Raw genomic sequence first — 15536 nt, 5'->3', positions numbered from 1 at the left:
CTCATGCCATCCAGATGCAAAAAACAGCCGTCGTGGTGAAATTGGTAGACACGCTATCTTGAGGGGGTAGTGGCGAAAGCTGTGCGAGTTCGAGTCTCGCCGACGGCACCAAAACAAAGGCCTGCCTGCATGACCCGGCTCGGGTCCTGACGGGCAAGGCCACAGCGGTGAGCACATCCTCAAGATGAACCTCGATCAGTACCTCCCCGTCCTTTTGTTCATCTTGGTCGGCATCGCCGTCGGCGTTGTCCCCCTTGTCCTCGGCTACATACTGGGCCCCAACCGCCCGGATGCCGCGAAGAACTCCCCCTACGAATGTGGCTTTGAAGCCTTCGAGGATGCGCGCATGAAGTTTGACGTGCGCTACTACCTCGTGGCCATTCTCTTCATTCTTTTCGATCTCGAAATCGCATTTCTCTTCCCATGGGCGGTGACGCTGCATGAGGTGGGTATCGCCGGCTTCGTGGCCGTCGTGATTTTCCTGGCTATCCTGGTCGTGGGCTTTGCCTACGAGTGGAAAAAGGGTGCCCTGGATTGGGAATGAGCGGGCCTCAACAAGGATGATGCAATGATTGAAGGCGTGATGAAGGAAGGCTTCATCACCACGAGCTATGACTCCGTGGTGAATTGGGCCAAGACGGGCTCTCTGTGGCCCATGACTTTTGGCCTGGCGTGCTGTGCGGTGGAGATGATGCATGCTGCCGCCGCGCGCTATGACATCGGCCGCTTCGGTGCGGAGGTGTTTCGTGCCAGCCCCCGCCAGTCCGATCTGATGATCGTGGCCGGCACGCTGTGCAACAAGATGGCGCCCGCCCTGCGCAAGGTGTACGACCAGATGTCGGAGCCCCGCTGGGTGCTGTCGATGGGTTCGTGCGCCAACGGCGGCGGTTACTACCACTACAGCTATTCCGTGGTGCGCGGCTGCGACCGTATCGTGCCCGTGGACGTGTACGTGCCCGGCTGCCCGCCCACTGCCGAAGCGCTGATCTACGGGATCATCCAGCTGCAGCAGAAGATCCGCCGCACCAACACCATTGCTCGCGTCTGAAGGGTTGATGATGACTGCTGTTGCCATTCGGCCCGAAAACCTCAAAGACAACATTACCGCGGCGTTGGGCGCGAAAGTGCGCCAGATCACGGTGGCCCTGGATGAGGTCACGGTGGTCGTTGCCGCCGCCGACTACCTCGATGCCATGCGCGTCCTGCGTGATGCGGAGGGTTGCCGTTTCGAACAGCTGATCGATCTGTGTGGCGTGGACTATTCCGCCTATGCAGACGCAGTGAACGAGGGAGCCCGCTATTGTGTCGTGTCGCACCTGCTGTCCGTGAGCCTGAACCAGCGTCTGCGCGTGAAGGTGTTCTGCGCGGATGACGATTTCCCTGTGGTGGCTTCGGTCTCCGATCTCTGGAACTCGGCCAACTGGTACGAGCGCGAGGCGTTCGACCTTTTTGGCATCGTGTTCGACGGCCACAACGACCTGCGCCGCATCCTGACCGACTACGGCTTCATCGGCCACCCCTTCCGCAAGGACTTCCCGCTGTCCGGCCACGTCGAGATGCGCTACGACGCAGAGCAGCGCCGGGTGGTCTACGAGCCGGTGTCGATCGAGCCGCGCGAGATCACGCCGCGCATCATCCGCGAAGACAAGTACGGAGGCCTGCACTAAGGCGCCCCGCGCCCCACGTGACCCACCATGGCTGAAATCAAGAACTACTCCCTGAACTTCGGACCGCAGCACCCTGCAGCGCACGGCGTGTTGCGCCTGGTGCTCGAGCTCGACGGCGAAGTCGTCCAGCGTGCCGATCCGCACATCGGCCTGCTGCACCGCGCGACCGAAAAGCTGGCCGAGCACAAGACCTACATCCAGTCGCTACCCTACATGGACCGCCTGGACTACGTGTCCATGATGTGCAACGAGCACGCCTACTGCCTGGCCATCGAAAAGCTGCTGGGCCTGGAAGTGCCTATCCGCGCCCAGTACATCCGCGTGATGTTCTCCGAGATCACGCGCCTGCTGAACCACCTGATGTGGCTGGGTTCGCACGGCAACGACTGCGGCAGCTCCACCATCCTGATCTACACCTTCCGCGAGCGCGAAGACCTGTTCGACATGTACGAAGCGGTCTCCGGCGCGCGCATGCACGCGGCGTACTTCCGTCCGGGCGGCGTATACCGCGACCTGCCGGACTCCATGCCGCAGTACAAGGTCAGCAAGATCAAGAACGCCAAGGCCCTGGAGGCCATGAACAAGAACCGCCAGGGTTCGATGCTCGACTTCATCGACGACTTCACCCAGCGCTTCCCGGCCTGTGTGGACGAATACGAGACCCTGCTCACCGACAACCGCATCTGGAAGCAGCGCACCGTGGGCATCGGCGTGGTGCCACCCGAACGCGCGCTGAACCTGGGCATGACCGGCCCCATGCTGCGTGGTTCCGGCATCGCCTGGGACCTGCGCAAGACCCAGCCCTACGACGTTTACGACCGCATGGACTTCGACGTGCCCGTGGGCAAGACGGGTGACTGCTACGACCGCTACCTCGTGCGCGTGCAGGAAATGCGCGAGTCCAACCGCATCATCAAGCAGTGCGTGGACTGGCTGCGCGCCAATCCCGGCCCGGTCATCACCGACAACCACAAGGTGGCTGCGCCCGACCGTGAATCCATGAAGTCCAACATGGAAGAGCTGATCCACCATTTCAAGCTCTTCACCGAAGGTTTCCATGTGCCCGAGGGCGAGGCCTATGCCGCCGTCGAGCATCCCAAGGGCGAGTTCGGCATCTACCTGGTGAGCGACGGGGCCAATAAGCCCTACCGCCTGAAGATCCGTGCGCCGGGCTTCGCGCACCTGGCCACGCTCGATGAAATGGCCCGCGGCCACATGATCGCCGACGCGGTGGCCATCATCGGCACCATGGATATCGTGTTCGGAGAGATTGACCGATGAGTACGACCGAATCGAAGAACCAGACCGCTGGCGTCACCGCCATCACCGAGGCGACGCTCGCCCGTTTTGCGCGCGAAGTCGCCAAGTACCCACCCGAGCAGAAGCAGTCGGCCGTGATGGCCTGCCTGTCCATCGTGCAGCAGGAGCAGGGCTGGGTCAGTGTCGAGAGCGAGGCCGTGATCGCCGAGTACCTCGGCATGGCCCAGATCGCGGTGCACGAAGTCACCACGTTCTACAACATGTACAACCAGCAGCCGACGGGCAAGTACAAGCTCAACGTCTGCACCAACCTGCCTTGCCAGCTGCGCGACGGCCAGAAGGCGCTGCACCACCTCGAGAAGAAGCTCGGCGTGGCCATGGGCGAGACCACTTCCGACGGCCTGTTCACGCTGCAGCAGTGCGAATGCCTGGGTGCCTGTGCCGATGCGCCCGTGATGCTGGTCAACGACCGCACCATGTGCAGTTTCATGGACAACGACAAGCTTGACCAGCTTGTGGATGGCCTGCGCGCTGCGGAAGGACAAGCATGACCACCGCCGCACAGATCCTCTCGCAGTTCCAGGCCACCGGCGTCCAGACCTGCTTCCACGACCGCCACATCAACCCGCAGATCTATGCGGACCTGGACGGCACGAACTGGAGCCTCAAGGACTACGAAGCGCGTGGCGGCTACGCCGCGCTGCGCAAGATCCTGGCGCAGGGCGAAGGCGAAGGCCTCACCCAGGACCAGGTGATCGCCACCGTCAAGGAATCGGGCCTGCGCGGCCGTGGCGGCGCGGGCTTCCCCACCGGCCTCAAGTGGAGCTTCATGCCCCGCTCGTTCCCGGGTCAGAAGTACCTGGTGTGCAACTCCGACGAAGGCGAGCCGGGCACCTGCAAGGACCGCGACATCCTGCAGTTCAACCCGCACATCGTCATCGAGGGCATGATCATCGCGGCTTACGCGATGGGCATCTCCGTGGGCTACAACTACATCCACGGCGAAATCTTCCAGACCTACGACCGTTTTGAAGAAGCGCTGGAAGAGGCACGCGCCGCAGGCTACCTGGGCGACAAGATCCTGGGCAGTAACTTCAGCTTCCAGTTGCATGCCGCGCACGGCTTCGGCGCCTATATCTGCGGCGAAGAGACCGCGCTGCTCGAATCGCTGGAAGGCAAGAAGGGCCAGCCGCGCTTCAAGCCGCCGTTCCCGGCCAGCTTCGGCCTGTACGGCAAGCCCACCACCATCAACAACACCGAGACCTTCGCGGCCGTGCCGTGGATCATCCGCAACGGCGGTGCTGCCTATCTTGAATGCGGCAAGCCCAACAACGGCGGCACCAAGATCTTCTCGGTCTCCGGCGACGTGGAAAAGCCCGGCAACTACGAAGTGCCCCTGGGCACGCCCTTCGCCAAGCTGCTCGAACTCGCTGGTGGCGTGCGCAAGGGCCGCCAGCTCAAGGCCGTGATTCCCGGCGGCTCGTCCGCACCGGTGCTGCCGGCTTCCATCATCATGGAATGCACGATGGACTACGACTCCATCGCCAAGGCCGGCTCCATGCTGGGCTCGGGCGCGGTCATCGTGATGGACGACTCCCGCAGCATGGTCGAGAGCCTGCTGCGCCTGTCCTATTTTTACTCGCACGAGTCCTGCGGCCAGTGCACGCCGTGCCGCGAAGGCACGGGCTGGATGTGGCGCGTGATCGACCGGATCCAGCATGGTCAGGGGCGCGATGGCGACCTGAACCTGCTCAATTCGGTGGCGGACAACATCCAGGGCCGCACCATCTGCGCACTGGGTGACGCAGCGGCCATGCCGGTGCGCGCCATGATCAAGCACTTCCGTCCGGAATTCGAAGCGCTGATCCGCCAAGAGAAGACCCCGCAGGCTTCCGCCTCCGCCTGATCGCGAGAAACGCATATGGTTGAAATCGAACTCGACGGGCAGAAGGTAGAAGTCGCCGAAGGCTGCATGGTGATGCATGCAGCCGAAAAGGCCGGCACCTACATTCCCCATTTCTGCTATCACAAGAAGCTCTCCATCGCCGCCAATTGCCGCATGTGCCTGGTGGACGTGGAGAAGGCCCCCAAGCCCATGCCCGCCTGCGCCACGCCGGTCACGCAGGGCATGATCGTGCGCACCAAGAGCGACAAGGCCATCAAGGCCCAGCAGTCGGTCATGGAATTCCTGCTGATCAACCACCCGCTGGATTGCCCCATCTGCGACCAGGGCGGCGAGTGCCAGCTGCAGGATCTGGCCGTGGGCTACGGCGGTTCCTCCTCGCGCTACGAGGAAGAAAAGCGCGTGGTCTTCCACAAGGATGTGGGCCCGCTGATCTCCATGGAGGAGATGAGCCGCTGCATCCACTGCACCCGCTGCGTACGCTTCGGCCAGGAAGTGGCCGGCGTGATGGAACTCGGCATGATCAACCGCGGCGAGCACTCCGAGATCACCACCGTGGCGGGCGATACCGTGGACTCCGAGCTGTCGGGCAACATGATCGACATCTGCCCCGTGGGCGCGCTCACGAGCAAGCCGTTCCGCTACAGCGCCCGCACCTGGGAACTGTCGCGCCGCCGCTCCGTCAGCCCGCACGACTCCACCGGTGCCAACCTGATCGTGCAGGTCAAGAACCACAAGGTGATGCGTGTCGTTCCGTTCGAGAACGAAGCCGTCAACGAATGCTGGATCGCCGACCGTGACCGCTTCTCGTACGAATCGCTCAACAGCGACGAGCGGCTGACCCAGCCCATGCTCAAGCAGGGCGGAGTCTGGAAGACCGTCGACTGGCAGACTGCGCTCGAATACGTGGCCAACGGCTTGAAGAACATCAAGAACGACCATGGCGCTGGCGCCATCGGTGCCCTGGTCAGCCCGCACAGCACGCTCGAAGAACTGTACCTGGCCTCCGCCCTGGTGCGCGGCCTGGGCAGCGACAACATTGACTACCGCCTGCGCAACGCCGAATTCGCGGCGCCCGAAGGCATCCGCTGGCTCGGCACGTCCATCGCCTCGCTGTCCACGCTGCAGCGCGTGCTGGTGGTGGGCTCCAACCTGCGCAAGGACCATCCGCTGTTCGCGCAGCGCATCCGCCAGGCTGCGCGCCATGGCTGCCAGGTCAGCGTGGTCGACTCGGCCCTGGCCGATTGGGCCATGCCCGTGAAGCACTCCCTGCTGCAAGGCGCCGGTCAGTGGCTGCAGGCGCTGGGCACCATCGCCGCTGCCGTGGCACAGGAAAAGGGCACGGCCGCACCCGCAGGTTCCGGTGATCCCACCGAAGCCTCCCTGGCCATCGCCCGCTCATTGCTGGGCGGCGAACGCAAGGCCATACTGTTGGGCAATGCCGCAGCGCACCATGCCCAGGCAGCCCGGCTGCTGGCGCTTGCCAACTGGATTGGTGAACAAACCGGGGCAACCGTCGGCTACCTGACGGAAGCCGCCAACACCGTGGGCGCGCAATTCGCTGGCGCCCATCCCGTGAACGGAGGCCTGAGTGCAGGCCAGATGCTGGCGGGTGGACTGAAGGCGGCCTTGCTGCTCAATACCGAGCCTGTCCATGACTCTGCAGCCGGCCTGCAGGCCGCCACGGCCCTGGGAGGGGCGGAGATGGTGGTGACCTTGAGCCCGTTCAAGGCCAATATGGAATTCAGTGATGTGCTGCTGCCGGTGGCGCCGTTCACGGAAACCTCGGGCAGCTTCATCAATGCGGAAGGTCGCCTGCAGGGTTTCCATGCCGTGGTGCGTCCTCTGGGCGATACCCGTCCGGCCTGGAAGGTGCTGCGCGTGCTGGCCAATCTGCTGGGCGTGCCGGGTTTTGATTTCGAGACGTCGCAGGATGTGCTGGCCCGCGCCACGAATGCGCCTGCTGGCACCTTCGCGCAGGTCCCGGCCGCTCAATTGTCGAATGCCGTGAGCACTGCTGTCCCTGTCGCCACCGCAGTGGTGGGCGAGCCCGTGGTGGCCTCGATCTATCAACTGGACGGCCTGGTGCGCCGTTCCACGTCGCTGCAGCTGACCGCCGACGCGCGCTTGGCACGCGAAGGAGTGGCAGCATGATCGACGCGATCTACAACGCGGGCCTAAACCTGCTTTCCTTTGGCTGGTGGACCGGCGTGGTCTGGCCGGTGCTCTGGATCCTGCTCAAGATCGTCTGCATTCTGGCGCCCCTGATGGGGGCGGTGGCCTATCTCACGCTGTGGGAGCGCAAGCTCCTGGGCTTCATGCAGGTGCGCCATGGCCCCAACCGGGTCGGCCCGCTCGGGTTGCTGCAACCCATCGCGGACGCCTTGAAGCTGCTGACCAAGGAAATCATCCAGCCTACTGCCGCCAGCAAAGGGCTCTTCGTGCTGGGGCCGGTCATGGCGATCATGCCCGCGCTGGCTGCCTGGGTGGCGATTCCGTTCGGCCCGGACGTGGCATTGGCCAATGTCAACGCCGGCCTGCTGCTGGTGATGGCTATCACCTCCATCGAGGTGTATGGCGTGATCATTGCCGGCTGGGCATCGAACTCCAAGTACGCCTTCCTGGGCGCACTGCGGGCGTCCGCGCAGATGGTGAGCTACGAAATCGCCATGGGTTTTTGCTTCCTGGTGGTGATCATGGTTTCGGGCAGCATGAACCTGACCGAGATCGTGATGTCCCAGTCCCGCGGTATGGCCTCCAACATGGGCCTGGGCTTCCTGTCCTGGAACTGGTTGCCATTGCTGCCCATCTTCCTGGTCTACCTGATCTCGGGTGTGGCTGAGACGAACCGCCATCCGTTCGACGTGGTGGAAGGCGAAGCCGAAATCGTGGCGGGCCACATGGTGGAGTACTCCGGCATGGGTTTCGCGATCTTCTTCCTGGCGGAATACGCGAGCATGTGGCTGGTGTCCATCCTGGCCGCCCTCATGTTCCTGGGCGGCTGGCTGCCTCCGGTGGATTTCCTCTCGTTCATTCCTGGCTGGATCTGGCTCGGGATCAAGACATTCCTCGTGGTGTCCATGTTCATCTGGATCCGGGCGACATTCCCCCGTTTCCGTTATGACCAGATCATGCGTCTGGGTTGGAAGATCTTCATTCCGGTCACCCTGGTGTGGCTGCTGATCGTCGGCGGGTGGTTGCTCTCGCCTTGGAATATCTGGAAATAAGCGGGGACACAAATGACTGCTGTTGCTGCTGCTGCACCTTTCTCGTTCAAGGATTTCTTCAAGAGCTTCATGCTCGTGGAACTGCTCAAGGGCATGGCCCTCACGGGGCGCTACGCCTTTCGCCGCAAGGTGACCGTGCAGTTCCCTGAAGAGAAGACACCTCTGTCGCCACGTTTTCGTGGCCTGCACGCCTTGCGCCGTTATGAGAATGGCGAAGAGCGCTGCATCGCCTGCAAGCTGTGCGAGGCCGTGTGCCCCGCCATGGCCATCACCATTGAGTCGGACGTGCGCGACGATGGCTCCCGCCGCACCACGCGCTACGACATCGACCTGACCAAGTGCATCTTCTGCGGCTTCTGCGAAGAAAGCTGCCCGGTGGACTCGATCGTCGAGACGCACATTTTCGAGTACCACGGCGAAAAGCGTGGCGATCTGTATTTCACGAAGGACATGCTCCTGGCCGTGGGCGACCGGTACGAAGGTGAAATCGCGGCAGCCAAGGCTGCGGACGCCAAGTACCGCTGAGCGGTGCTGGGTTCAGCCTCTTTGCCAGACTTTCTATAAAGACCCGATTCATGGACGCCAAGACAGGTTTCTTCTACCTCTTCTCGGTCGTGCTGCTGTTCGCAGCCTTCCGAGTGATCACCGCGCGCAATCCCGTGCATGCGGTGCTCTACCTCATCCTCGCGTTCTCGCAGGCCGCCGCCGTCTGGCTGCTGCTCAAGGCCGAGTTCCTGGCCATTGCGCTCGTGCTGGTGTACCTGGGCGCGGTGATGGTGCTTTTCCTCTTCGTCGTGATGATGCTGGACATCCACATCGACACGGTGCGCAAGGGGTTCTGGAAGCACTTTCCCCTGGCCGCCACGGTGGGCGCACTGATCGCGCTCGAAATGGCCGCGGTGCTGATGGGTGGCTTCCGGGGCATGGATGAGCCCAAGGCTGTCGCCACGGCGGTGAATGCGGCGGGCCAGGTCGTCCAGTATTCCAACACCAAGGCGCTGGGCAAGCTGCTCTACACCGAGTATCTCTATCCCGTGGAAATCGCGGCCGTGATCCTGCTAGTGGCGATGATTGCCGCCATTGCCCTGACGCTGCGCCAGCGCAAGGACAGCAAGGCGATCAATCCGTCCGTACAGATCCGCGTGCGCGCCAGCGACCGCCTCGAAGTGGTCAAGGTTGTCGCCACCCAGAAGGCTGAGGCGCCAGCGCCTGCAGAGGCTGTCGCCGAGGAGAAAAAAGCATGACGCTGACATTGGGCCACTTTCTCTCGCTGGGCGCGATGCTGTTCGCGCTGGCCGTGATCGGCATCTTCCTCAATCGCAAGAACCTGATCGTGCTGCTGATGGCGATCGAGTTGATGCTGCTCGCGGTCAACATGAACTTCGTGGCGTTCTCCCACTACCTGGGCGACATGCATGGGCAGGTGTTCGTGTTCTTCATCCTGACCGTGGCAGCGGCCGAATCGGCGATCGGCCTGGCCATCCTGGTGCTGCTGTTCCGCAACAAGTCCAGCATCAACGCGGAAGACCTCAACACCCTCAAGGGTTGATGAGCCACCTGTATTCCCAAGGTTCTCAAGAATGAGTCAAACCCTCTCTGCTTCAACGCTCCTGGCCGTGCCGCTGGCTCCGCTGGCGGGCGCCTTGCTGGCCGGCATCTTCGGTACGACCTTTGGTGGTAACTGGATTGGCCGCCGCCTGAGCCACACCCTGACCATCCTGGGCGTGCTCGTGGCCTTCGTCCTGTCGGCCATGACGCTCAAGAGTGTTGCGCTGGATGGCGCCCGTTTCAACGAAACGCTGTACACCTGGATGGTGGTCGGCGGCCTCAAGATGGAAGTCGGCTTCCTGATCGACAGCCTCACGGCCATGATGATGGTGGTGGTGACCTTCGTGTCGCTGATGGTGCACATCTACACGATCGGCTACATGGAAGAGGACGACGGCTACAACCGCTTCTTCGCGTACATCTCCCTGTTCACGTTCTCCATGCTCATGCTGGTCATGAGCAACAACCTGCTGCAGCTGTTCTTCGGCTGGGAAGCCGTGGGCCTGGTGTCCTACCTGCTGATCGGTTTCTGGTTCAACAAGCCCAGCGCGATCTTCGCCAACATGAAGGCCTTCCTGGTCAACCGCGTAGGGGACTTCGGCTTCATCCTGGGCATCGGCCTCATCGCGGCCTACGCAGGCACGCTGAACTACGGCGAAGTGTTTGCCAAGTCGGGTGAGCTCGGCGGCCTGGCTTTCCCCGGCACCGACTGGATGCTGATCACCGTGATCTGCATCTGCCTGTTCATCGGTGCGATGGGCAAGTCCGCCCAGTTCCCGCTGCACGTCTGGCTGCCCGACTCGATGGAAGGCCCGACCCCCATCTCGGCACTGATCCACGCGGCCACCATGGTGACGGCCGGCATCTTCATGGTGGCGCGCATGTCGCCCCTGTTCGAGCTGTCGGATACCGCCCTGAACTTCATCCTGGTGATCGGGGCCATCACGGCGCTGTTCATGGGTTTCCTGGGCATCATCCAGAACGACATCAAGCGCGTGGTGGCCTACTCCACGCTGTCGCAGCTCGGGTACATGACCGTGGCGCTGGGTGCGTCGGCCTATTCGGTCGCCGTGTTCCACCTGATGACCCACGCGTTCTTCAAGGCGCTGCTGTTCCTCGGCGCCGGCTCGGTCATCATGGGCATGCACCACAACCAGGACATCCGCTGGATGGGCGGCGTGCGCAAGTACATGCCCATCACCTGGATCACCTCGCTGCTGGGTTCGCTCGCGCTGATCGGCACCCCGCTGTTCGCGGGCTTCTATTCCAAGGACAGCATCATCGAGGCGGTCCATTTCAGCCATCTGCCCGCGGCCGGTTTTGCGCACTTCGCCGTGCTGGCGGGTGTATTCATCACGGCGTTCTATTCGTTCCGCATGTACTTCCTGGTTTTCCATGGCAAGGAGCGTTACGACCAGAATCCTGATGCGCACCATGATGACCACCATGGCCATGACGATCACCATCACGAGCCCCACGAATCGCCCTGGGTGGTGACCGTGCCTCTGGTGCTGCTGGCCATTCCGTCGGTGGTGGTGGGTTTCATGTTCATCCAGCCCATGCTGTTCGGCGACTTCTTCAAGAACGTGATCTTTGTCGATGCGGTCAAGCATCCGGCCATGGCGAAACTGGCTGAAATTTTCCACGGTCCGGTGGCCATGGCGGTGCACGGACTGCAGACCGCGCCGTTCTGGCTGGCGCTCGCTGGCGTGGTTGCTTCGTACTACATGTACATGGTCAACCCCGCGCTGCCGGCCGGCATCAAGGCCCGCGTGCAGCCCCTGTACACGCTGCTGGAAAACAAGTACTACCTCGACTGGATCAACGAGAACATCCTGGCGCGCGGCGCGCGTGCCCTGGGCGTCGGCCTGTGGAAGGGTGGCGATCAGGCCATCATCGACGGGGCCCTCGTGAATGGCTCCTGGAAGCTGGTGCGCGGGGTTTCCGGCATCGTCCGCTGGATGCAGTCGGGCTTCATCTTCCACTATGCGCTGGTGATGATTCTGGGTGTCTTCGCATTGATGACCTGGTTTGTCTGGGGCGATGCTTTCTTGCAGCTCATCAAATAAGGAAAACAACAAATGGGTCTGTTGAGTCTTGCAATCTGGACACCGATTGCCTTCGGTGTGCTGCTGCTGGCCATTGGGCGGGATGAGCATGCCCGCGCGGTGCGGTGGCTGGCGCTGGTCGGGGCCGTGATCGGCTTCCTGGTGACTTTGCCCCTGTACGATGGCTTCAAGCTGGGCACGGCGGCGATGCAGTTTGTCGAGAAGGCCGCCTGGATCGAGCGCTTCAATGTCCACTACCACCTGGGCGTGGATGGCATTTCGTTCTGGTTCGTGCCGCTGACGGCTTTCATCTCCGTCATCGTGGTGGTGGCTTCCTGGGAGTCCATCACCGAGCGCGTGAACCAGTACATGGGCGCGTTCCTGATCCTGTCAGGCCTCATGGTCGGAGTGTTCACGGCGCTGGACGGCATGCTGTTCTACGTGTTCTTCGAAGCCACGCTGATCCCCATGTACCTGATCATCGGGATCTGGGGCGGCCCCAACAAGATCTACGCGGCGTTCAAGTTCTTTCTGTACACGCTGCTTGGCTCGCTGCTGATGCTGATCGCGCTGATCTTCCTGTACAACCAGTCGGGTGGCAGCTTCGACATCGCGACGTGGCACCAGCTGCCATTGAGCGGCCGCGCGCAGACGCTGCTGTTCTTCGCTTTCTTCGCGGCCTTCGCCGTGAAGGTACCCATGTGGCCAGTGCATACCTGGCTGCCCGACGTGCACGTGGAAGCCCCCACCGGCGGCTCGGCCGTGCTGGCCGCCATCATGCTCAAGCTCGGTGCCTACGGTTTCCTGCGGTTTTCGATGCCCATCGCTCCCGACGCTTCGCGCGAATGGGCGTGGCTGATGATCGCGCTGTCGCTGATCGCGGTGATCTATGTGGGCCTGGTGGCCATGGTCCAGAAGGACATGAAGAAGCTGGTGGCCTACTCGTCGGTGGCGCACATGGGCTTCGTGACCCTGGGTTTTTTCATCTTCAACGACCTGGGCGTCTCCGGCGGCCTGGTGCAGATGATTGCCCACGGCTTCGTCTCGGGTGCCATGTTCCTGTCCATCGGCGTGCTGTACGACCGCGTGCACTCGCGTGAAATCGCGGCCTACGGCGGCGTGGTCAACACCATGCCCAACTTCACGGCCTTCGCGCTGCTGTTTGCCATGGCCAACTGCGGCCTTCCGGGCACCGCCGGTTTCGTCGGCGAATGGATGGTGATCCTGGGGGCCGTCAAGGCCAACTTCTGGATCGGCATGGCAGCCGCCACGGCGTTGATTTTTGGCGCCGCCTACACGCTGTGGATGTTCAAGCGGGTGTACCTGGGACCTGTCGGCAACGACAACGTTAAGGGCCTCACCGATATCGACAGCCGCGAGTTCCTGGTGCTTGCACTGCTGGGCATCGCCGTGCTGGCCATGGGCTTGTACCCGCGCCCCTTCACCGATGTGATGGACACCTCGGTGGCCGAACTGCTCAAGCATGTCGCGCTGTCCAAGCTGAACTGACCAGACTGAACTGAGAGATTCGAGATGATTGACAACATCAGCTGGCTCGCGATTTACCCCGAAATCGTGCTATTGACCATGGCCTGCGTGATCGCGCTGGTCGATCTGGGCGTGCACAGCGCACGCCGCACGGGCACCTATGTGCTGACCCTGCTCACGCTGGCCGTGGTGGCGGCATTGCAGGCCATGTACGCCAGCAGCGGCAACACCTTCTACGGCTTTGGCAACATGGTGGTCAGCGACGCCATGGGCAACTGGCTCAAGTGCTTCGCCACCGTGGCGATGATGATCACGCTGGTCTACGGCCGTCCCTATGCGGCGGACCGCGGCATGATGCGCGGCGGCGAGATGTTCACGCTGTCGATGTTTGCGCTGCTGGGCATGTTCATCATGATCTCGGGCAACAACTTCCTGGTGATCTACCTGGGCCTGGAACTCCTGACCCTGTCGAGCTACGCCCTGGTGGCCTTGCGCCGCGACAACGCCACGGCGACGGAAGCGGCGATGAAGTACTTCGTGCTCGGCGCCATGGCCAGCGGTTTCCTGCTGTACGGCCTGTCCATGATCTACGGTGCCACGGGTTCGCTCGACATCGGTCAGGTGTTCAAGGCGGTCAATTCGGGCCAGATCCGCCATCAGGTGCTGGTCTTCGGCCTGGTGTTCGTGGTGGCTGGCCTGGCCTTCAAGCTGGGCGTGGTGCCGTTCCACATGTGGATTCCCGACGTGTACCAGGGTGCCCCCACGGCCGTCACGCTCATGATCGGTGGCGCGCCCAAGCTGGCAGCCTTCGCGATCACGATTCGCCTGCTGGTGGACGGCCTGCTGCCCCTGGCCATCGACTGGCAGCAGATGCTCGCGGTGCTGGCCATCGGCTCGCTGCTCGTGGGCAACTTGGCTGCCATCGCGCAGACCAACCTCAAGCGCATGCTGGCCTACTCCACGATCTCGCAGATGGGCTTCGTGCTGCTGGGCCTGATGTCGGGTGTGGTGAATGGCAATGTGGATGCCACGGCCGTCGAGAACGCCTACAGCGCCTCCATGTTCTATGTGGTGACCTATGTGCTCACCACGCTGGCCGCGTTCGGCGTGATCCTGCTGCTGGCGCGCGAGGGCTTCGAGAGCGAAGAAATCTCGGACTTTGCGGGCCTGAACCAGCGCAGCCCCCTGTATGCGGGCGTGATGGCGGTCTGCCTGTTCTCCATGGCCGGCATTCCCCCGCTGGTGGGTTTCTACGCCAAGCTGGCGGTGCTGCAGGCGCTGGTGGCCTCCGGCCAGGGCCTGTACATCGCGATGGCGGTGTTCGCCGTGATGATGTCGCTGATTGGCGCCTTCTACTACCTGCGGGTGGTGAAGGTCATGTACTTCGACGCCCCGCTGACGGCTTCGAACGTATCGGCGCCCGTGGACGTGCGCGTGGTACTGACGCTCAACGGTGCACTTCTTCTGGTGCTGGGCCTTCTGCCCGGCGGTCTGATGGCGCTGTGCGCGGACGCTGTCGTGCGCGCGCTGGCGACCTGAGCGCCTCGCCGCTCTCGTTCGTTCCTGTGTCTCTTACCGGGTCCGTCTGGCTGGTCATCGTGGCGGCCTTCATCGCCGCCAACCTGCCGTTTGTGAACCACCGCTGGCTGGTGGTGGGGCCCGTTGCCGGGCAGCGCAAGCCGCTCGTCGGCCGGCTGGCTGAGCTCCTCCTGCTGTATGTCCTGGTCGGTGGCCTCGCGCTCTTGCTGGAGCGCCGCGCAGGGCAGATCGCGCCCCAAGGCTGGGAGTTCTATGCCATCACCGGGACGCTGTTTCTCACGCTGGCCTTTCCAGGTTTTGTCTACCGGTACCTGCTGCGCCGCCACGGGTGACGGCCGGCGCGTTCAGGTGTTGCCATGAAGGTGCTTGATCTCCAATGCCGGCTCGGCCATGTCTTTGAAGGCTGGTTCGGATCGGAGGATGATTTCCAGGGCCAGAAGCAGCGCGGGCTGGTGCAATGCCCCCTGTGCGCGGACGCCCACATTGAAAAGCGTCTGAGCGCTCCGCGCTTGAATCTGGGCGCGCGAGATCCAGCCGCCACCACGCCCACGGTGACAACACCGTCTCCCGTGCCCGGAGCCGGAGGGGCGCCGGCCGATGCCGGCGTGCTTGCGCCCGCGCTGCAGGCCGCCTGGCTGGAGCTGGCCCGCAAGATCGTCGCCAGCACCGAGGATGTGGGAGGGCGTTTTGCCCAGGAAGCCCGCCGCATGCACCATGGCGAGGTGCAGGAGCGTGCGATTCGTGGTCAGGCCACCCCCGACGAGGCCCTGGAGTTGCTGGAGGAGGGCATTGCCGTCCTGCCTCTGGCATTGCCTGCGGCGGCCAAGGAAACCCTTCAATAGCCTTCCTGGCGCTG

At 62.9% G+C, this 15536-nt stretch carries 16 protein-coding genes and 1 tRNA gene; all 17 read left to right on the top strand.

The features are described from left to right. The first annotated feature begins 26 nt into the window (after positions 1-26). Positions 27-111 (top strand) — tRNA-Leu (locus ACAM51_RS05610). A gap of 73 nt (positions 112-184) precedes the next feature. Continuing rightward, positions 185-544, top strand: coding sequence for an NADH-quinone oxidoreductase subunit A (locus tag ACAM51_RS05605; protein WP_055393226.1), 360 nt, complete (start codon positions 185-187; stop codon positions 542-544). 24 nt (positions 545-568) lie between these two features. After that, complete coding sequence (locus ACAM51_RS05600) at positions 569-1048, top strand: NADH-quinone oxidoreductase subunit B family protein (RefSeq protein ID WP_007849129.1); 480 nt, start codon at positions 569-571, stop codon at positions 1046-1048. 10 nt (positions 1049-1058) lie between these two features. Further along, positions 1059-1667, top strand: coding sequence for an NADH-quinone oxidoreductase subunit C (locus ACAM51_RS05595; protein WP_369642960.1), 609 nt, complete (start codon positions 1059-1061; stop codon positions 1665-1667). Between the two features lie 27 nt (positions 1668-1694). Continuing rightward, positions 1695-2948: an NADH-quinone oxidoreductase subunit D gene (locus tag ACAM51_RS05590; RefSeq protein WP_369642959.1), complete on the top strand. Its 1254-nt coding sequence runs from the start codon at positions 1695-1697 to the stop codon at positions 2946-2948. Next, positions 2945-3478, top strand: a complete 534-nt coding sequence (nuoE, locus tag ACAM51_RS05585; RefSeq protein ID WP_369642958.1) for an NADH-quinone oxidoreductase subunit NuoE — start codon at positions 2945-2947, stop codon at positions 3476-3478. The genes ACAM51_RS05590 and nuoE overlap by 4 nt, the downstream gene beginning before the upstream one ends. Continuing rightward, positions 3475-4833, top strand: a complete 1359-nt coding sequence (gene nuoF, locus ACAM51_RS05580) for an NADH-quinone oxidoreductase subunit NuoF (protein WP_218295513.1) — start codon at positions 3475-3477, stop codon at positions 4831-4833. The genes nuoE and nuoF overlap by 4 nt, the downstream gene beginning before the upstream one ends. Positions 4834-4848: 15 nt before the next feature. Beyond that, on the top strand, positions 4849-6984 hold the full coding sequence (gene nuoG, locus ACAM51_RS05575; protein ID WP_369642957.1) for an NADH-quinone oxidoreductase subunit NuoG: 2136 nt from the start codon (positions 4849-4851) through the stop codon (positions 6982-6984). Next, positions 6981-8057 (top strand): NADH-quinone oxidoreductase subunit NuoH, encoded by a 1077-nt coding sequence (nuoH, locus tag ACAM51_RS05570; protein ID WP_218295511.1) that lies wholly within the window; start codon positions 6981-6983, stop codon positions 8055-8057. Before nuoG ends, nuoH begins: the two co-directional genes overlap by 4 nt. Positions 8058-8069: 12 nt before the next feature. Further along, positions 8070-8582 (top strand): NADH-quinone oxidoreductase subunit NuoI, encoded by a 513-nt coding sequence (gene nuoI, locus ACAM51_RS05565; protein ID WP_218295510.1) that lies wholly within the window; start codon positions 8070-8072, stop codon positions 8580-8582. A gap of 50 nt (positions 8583-8632) precedes the next feature. Beyond that, positions 8633-9301, top strand: coding sequence for an NADH-quinone oxidoreductase subunit J (locus ACAM51_RS05560; protein WP_218340160.1), 669 nt, complete (start codon positions 8633-8635; stop codon positions 9299-9301). Then, positions 9298-9606, top strand: a complete 309-nt coding sequence (nuoK, locus tag ACAM51_RS05555) for an NADH-quinone oxidoreductase subunit NuoK (protein ID WP_005793248.1) — start codon at positions 9298-9300, stop codon at positions 9604-9606. Before ACAM51_RS05560 ends, nuoK begins: the two co-directional genes overlap by 4 nt. Before the next feature lie 31 nt (positions 9607-9637). Further along, positions 9638-11674: an NADH-quinone oxidoreductase subunit L gene (gene nuoL, locus ACAM51_RS05550; RefSeq protein WP_369642956.1), complete on the top strand. Its 2037-nt coding sequence runs from the start codon at positions 9638-9640 to the stop codon at positions 11672-11674. Positions 11675-11686: 12 nt separating this feature from the next. Continuing rightward, the gene (locus ACAM51_RS05545) at positions 11687-13162 is read left to right on the top strand and encodes an NADH-quinone oxidoreductase subunit M (protein WP_369642955.1); all 1476 of its coding nucleotides are present in this window, start codon (positions 11687-11689) and stop codon (positions 13160-13162) included. A gap of 24 nt (positions 13163-13186) precedes the next feature. After that, positions 13187-14680 carry an NADH-quinone oxidoreductase subunit NuoN gene (gene nuoN, locus ACAM51_RS05540; protein ID WP_218295506.1) on the top strand — a complete coding sequence of 498 codons (1494 nt, stop codon included), beginning with the start codon at positions 13187-13189 and terminating at the stop codon, positions 14678-14680. A gap of 26 nt (positions 14681-14706) precedes the next feature. Beyond that, positions 14707-15012, top strand: coding sequence for a DUF2818 family protein (locus tag ACAM51_RS05535; RefSeq protein WP_218340163.1), 306 nt, complete (start codon positions 14707-14709; stop codon positions 15010-15012). A gap of 24 nt (positions 15013-15036) precedes the next feature. After that, on the top strand, positions 15037-15522 hold the full coding sequence (locus ACAM51_RS05530; protein WP_369642954.1) for a DUF1178 family protein: 486 nt from the start codon (positions 15037-15039) through the stop codon (positions 15520-15522). Positions 15523-15536: the final 14 nt, after the last annotated feature.

It is taken from the genome of Acidovorax sp. A79, assembly GCF_041154505.1.
Taxonomy (GTDB): domain Bacteria; phylum Pseudomonadota; class Gammaproteobacteria; order Burkholderiales; family Burkholderiaceae_C; genus Acidovorax.
Note: the sequence above shows the minus strand (reverse complement) of the source record. Positions and strands in the feature narration are given on the sequence as shown.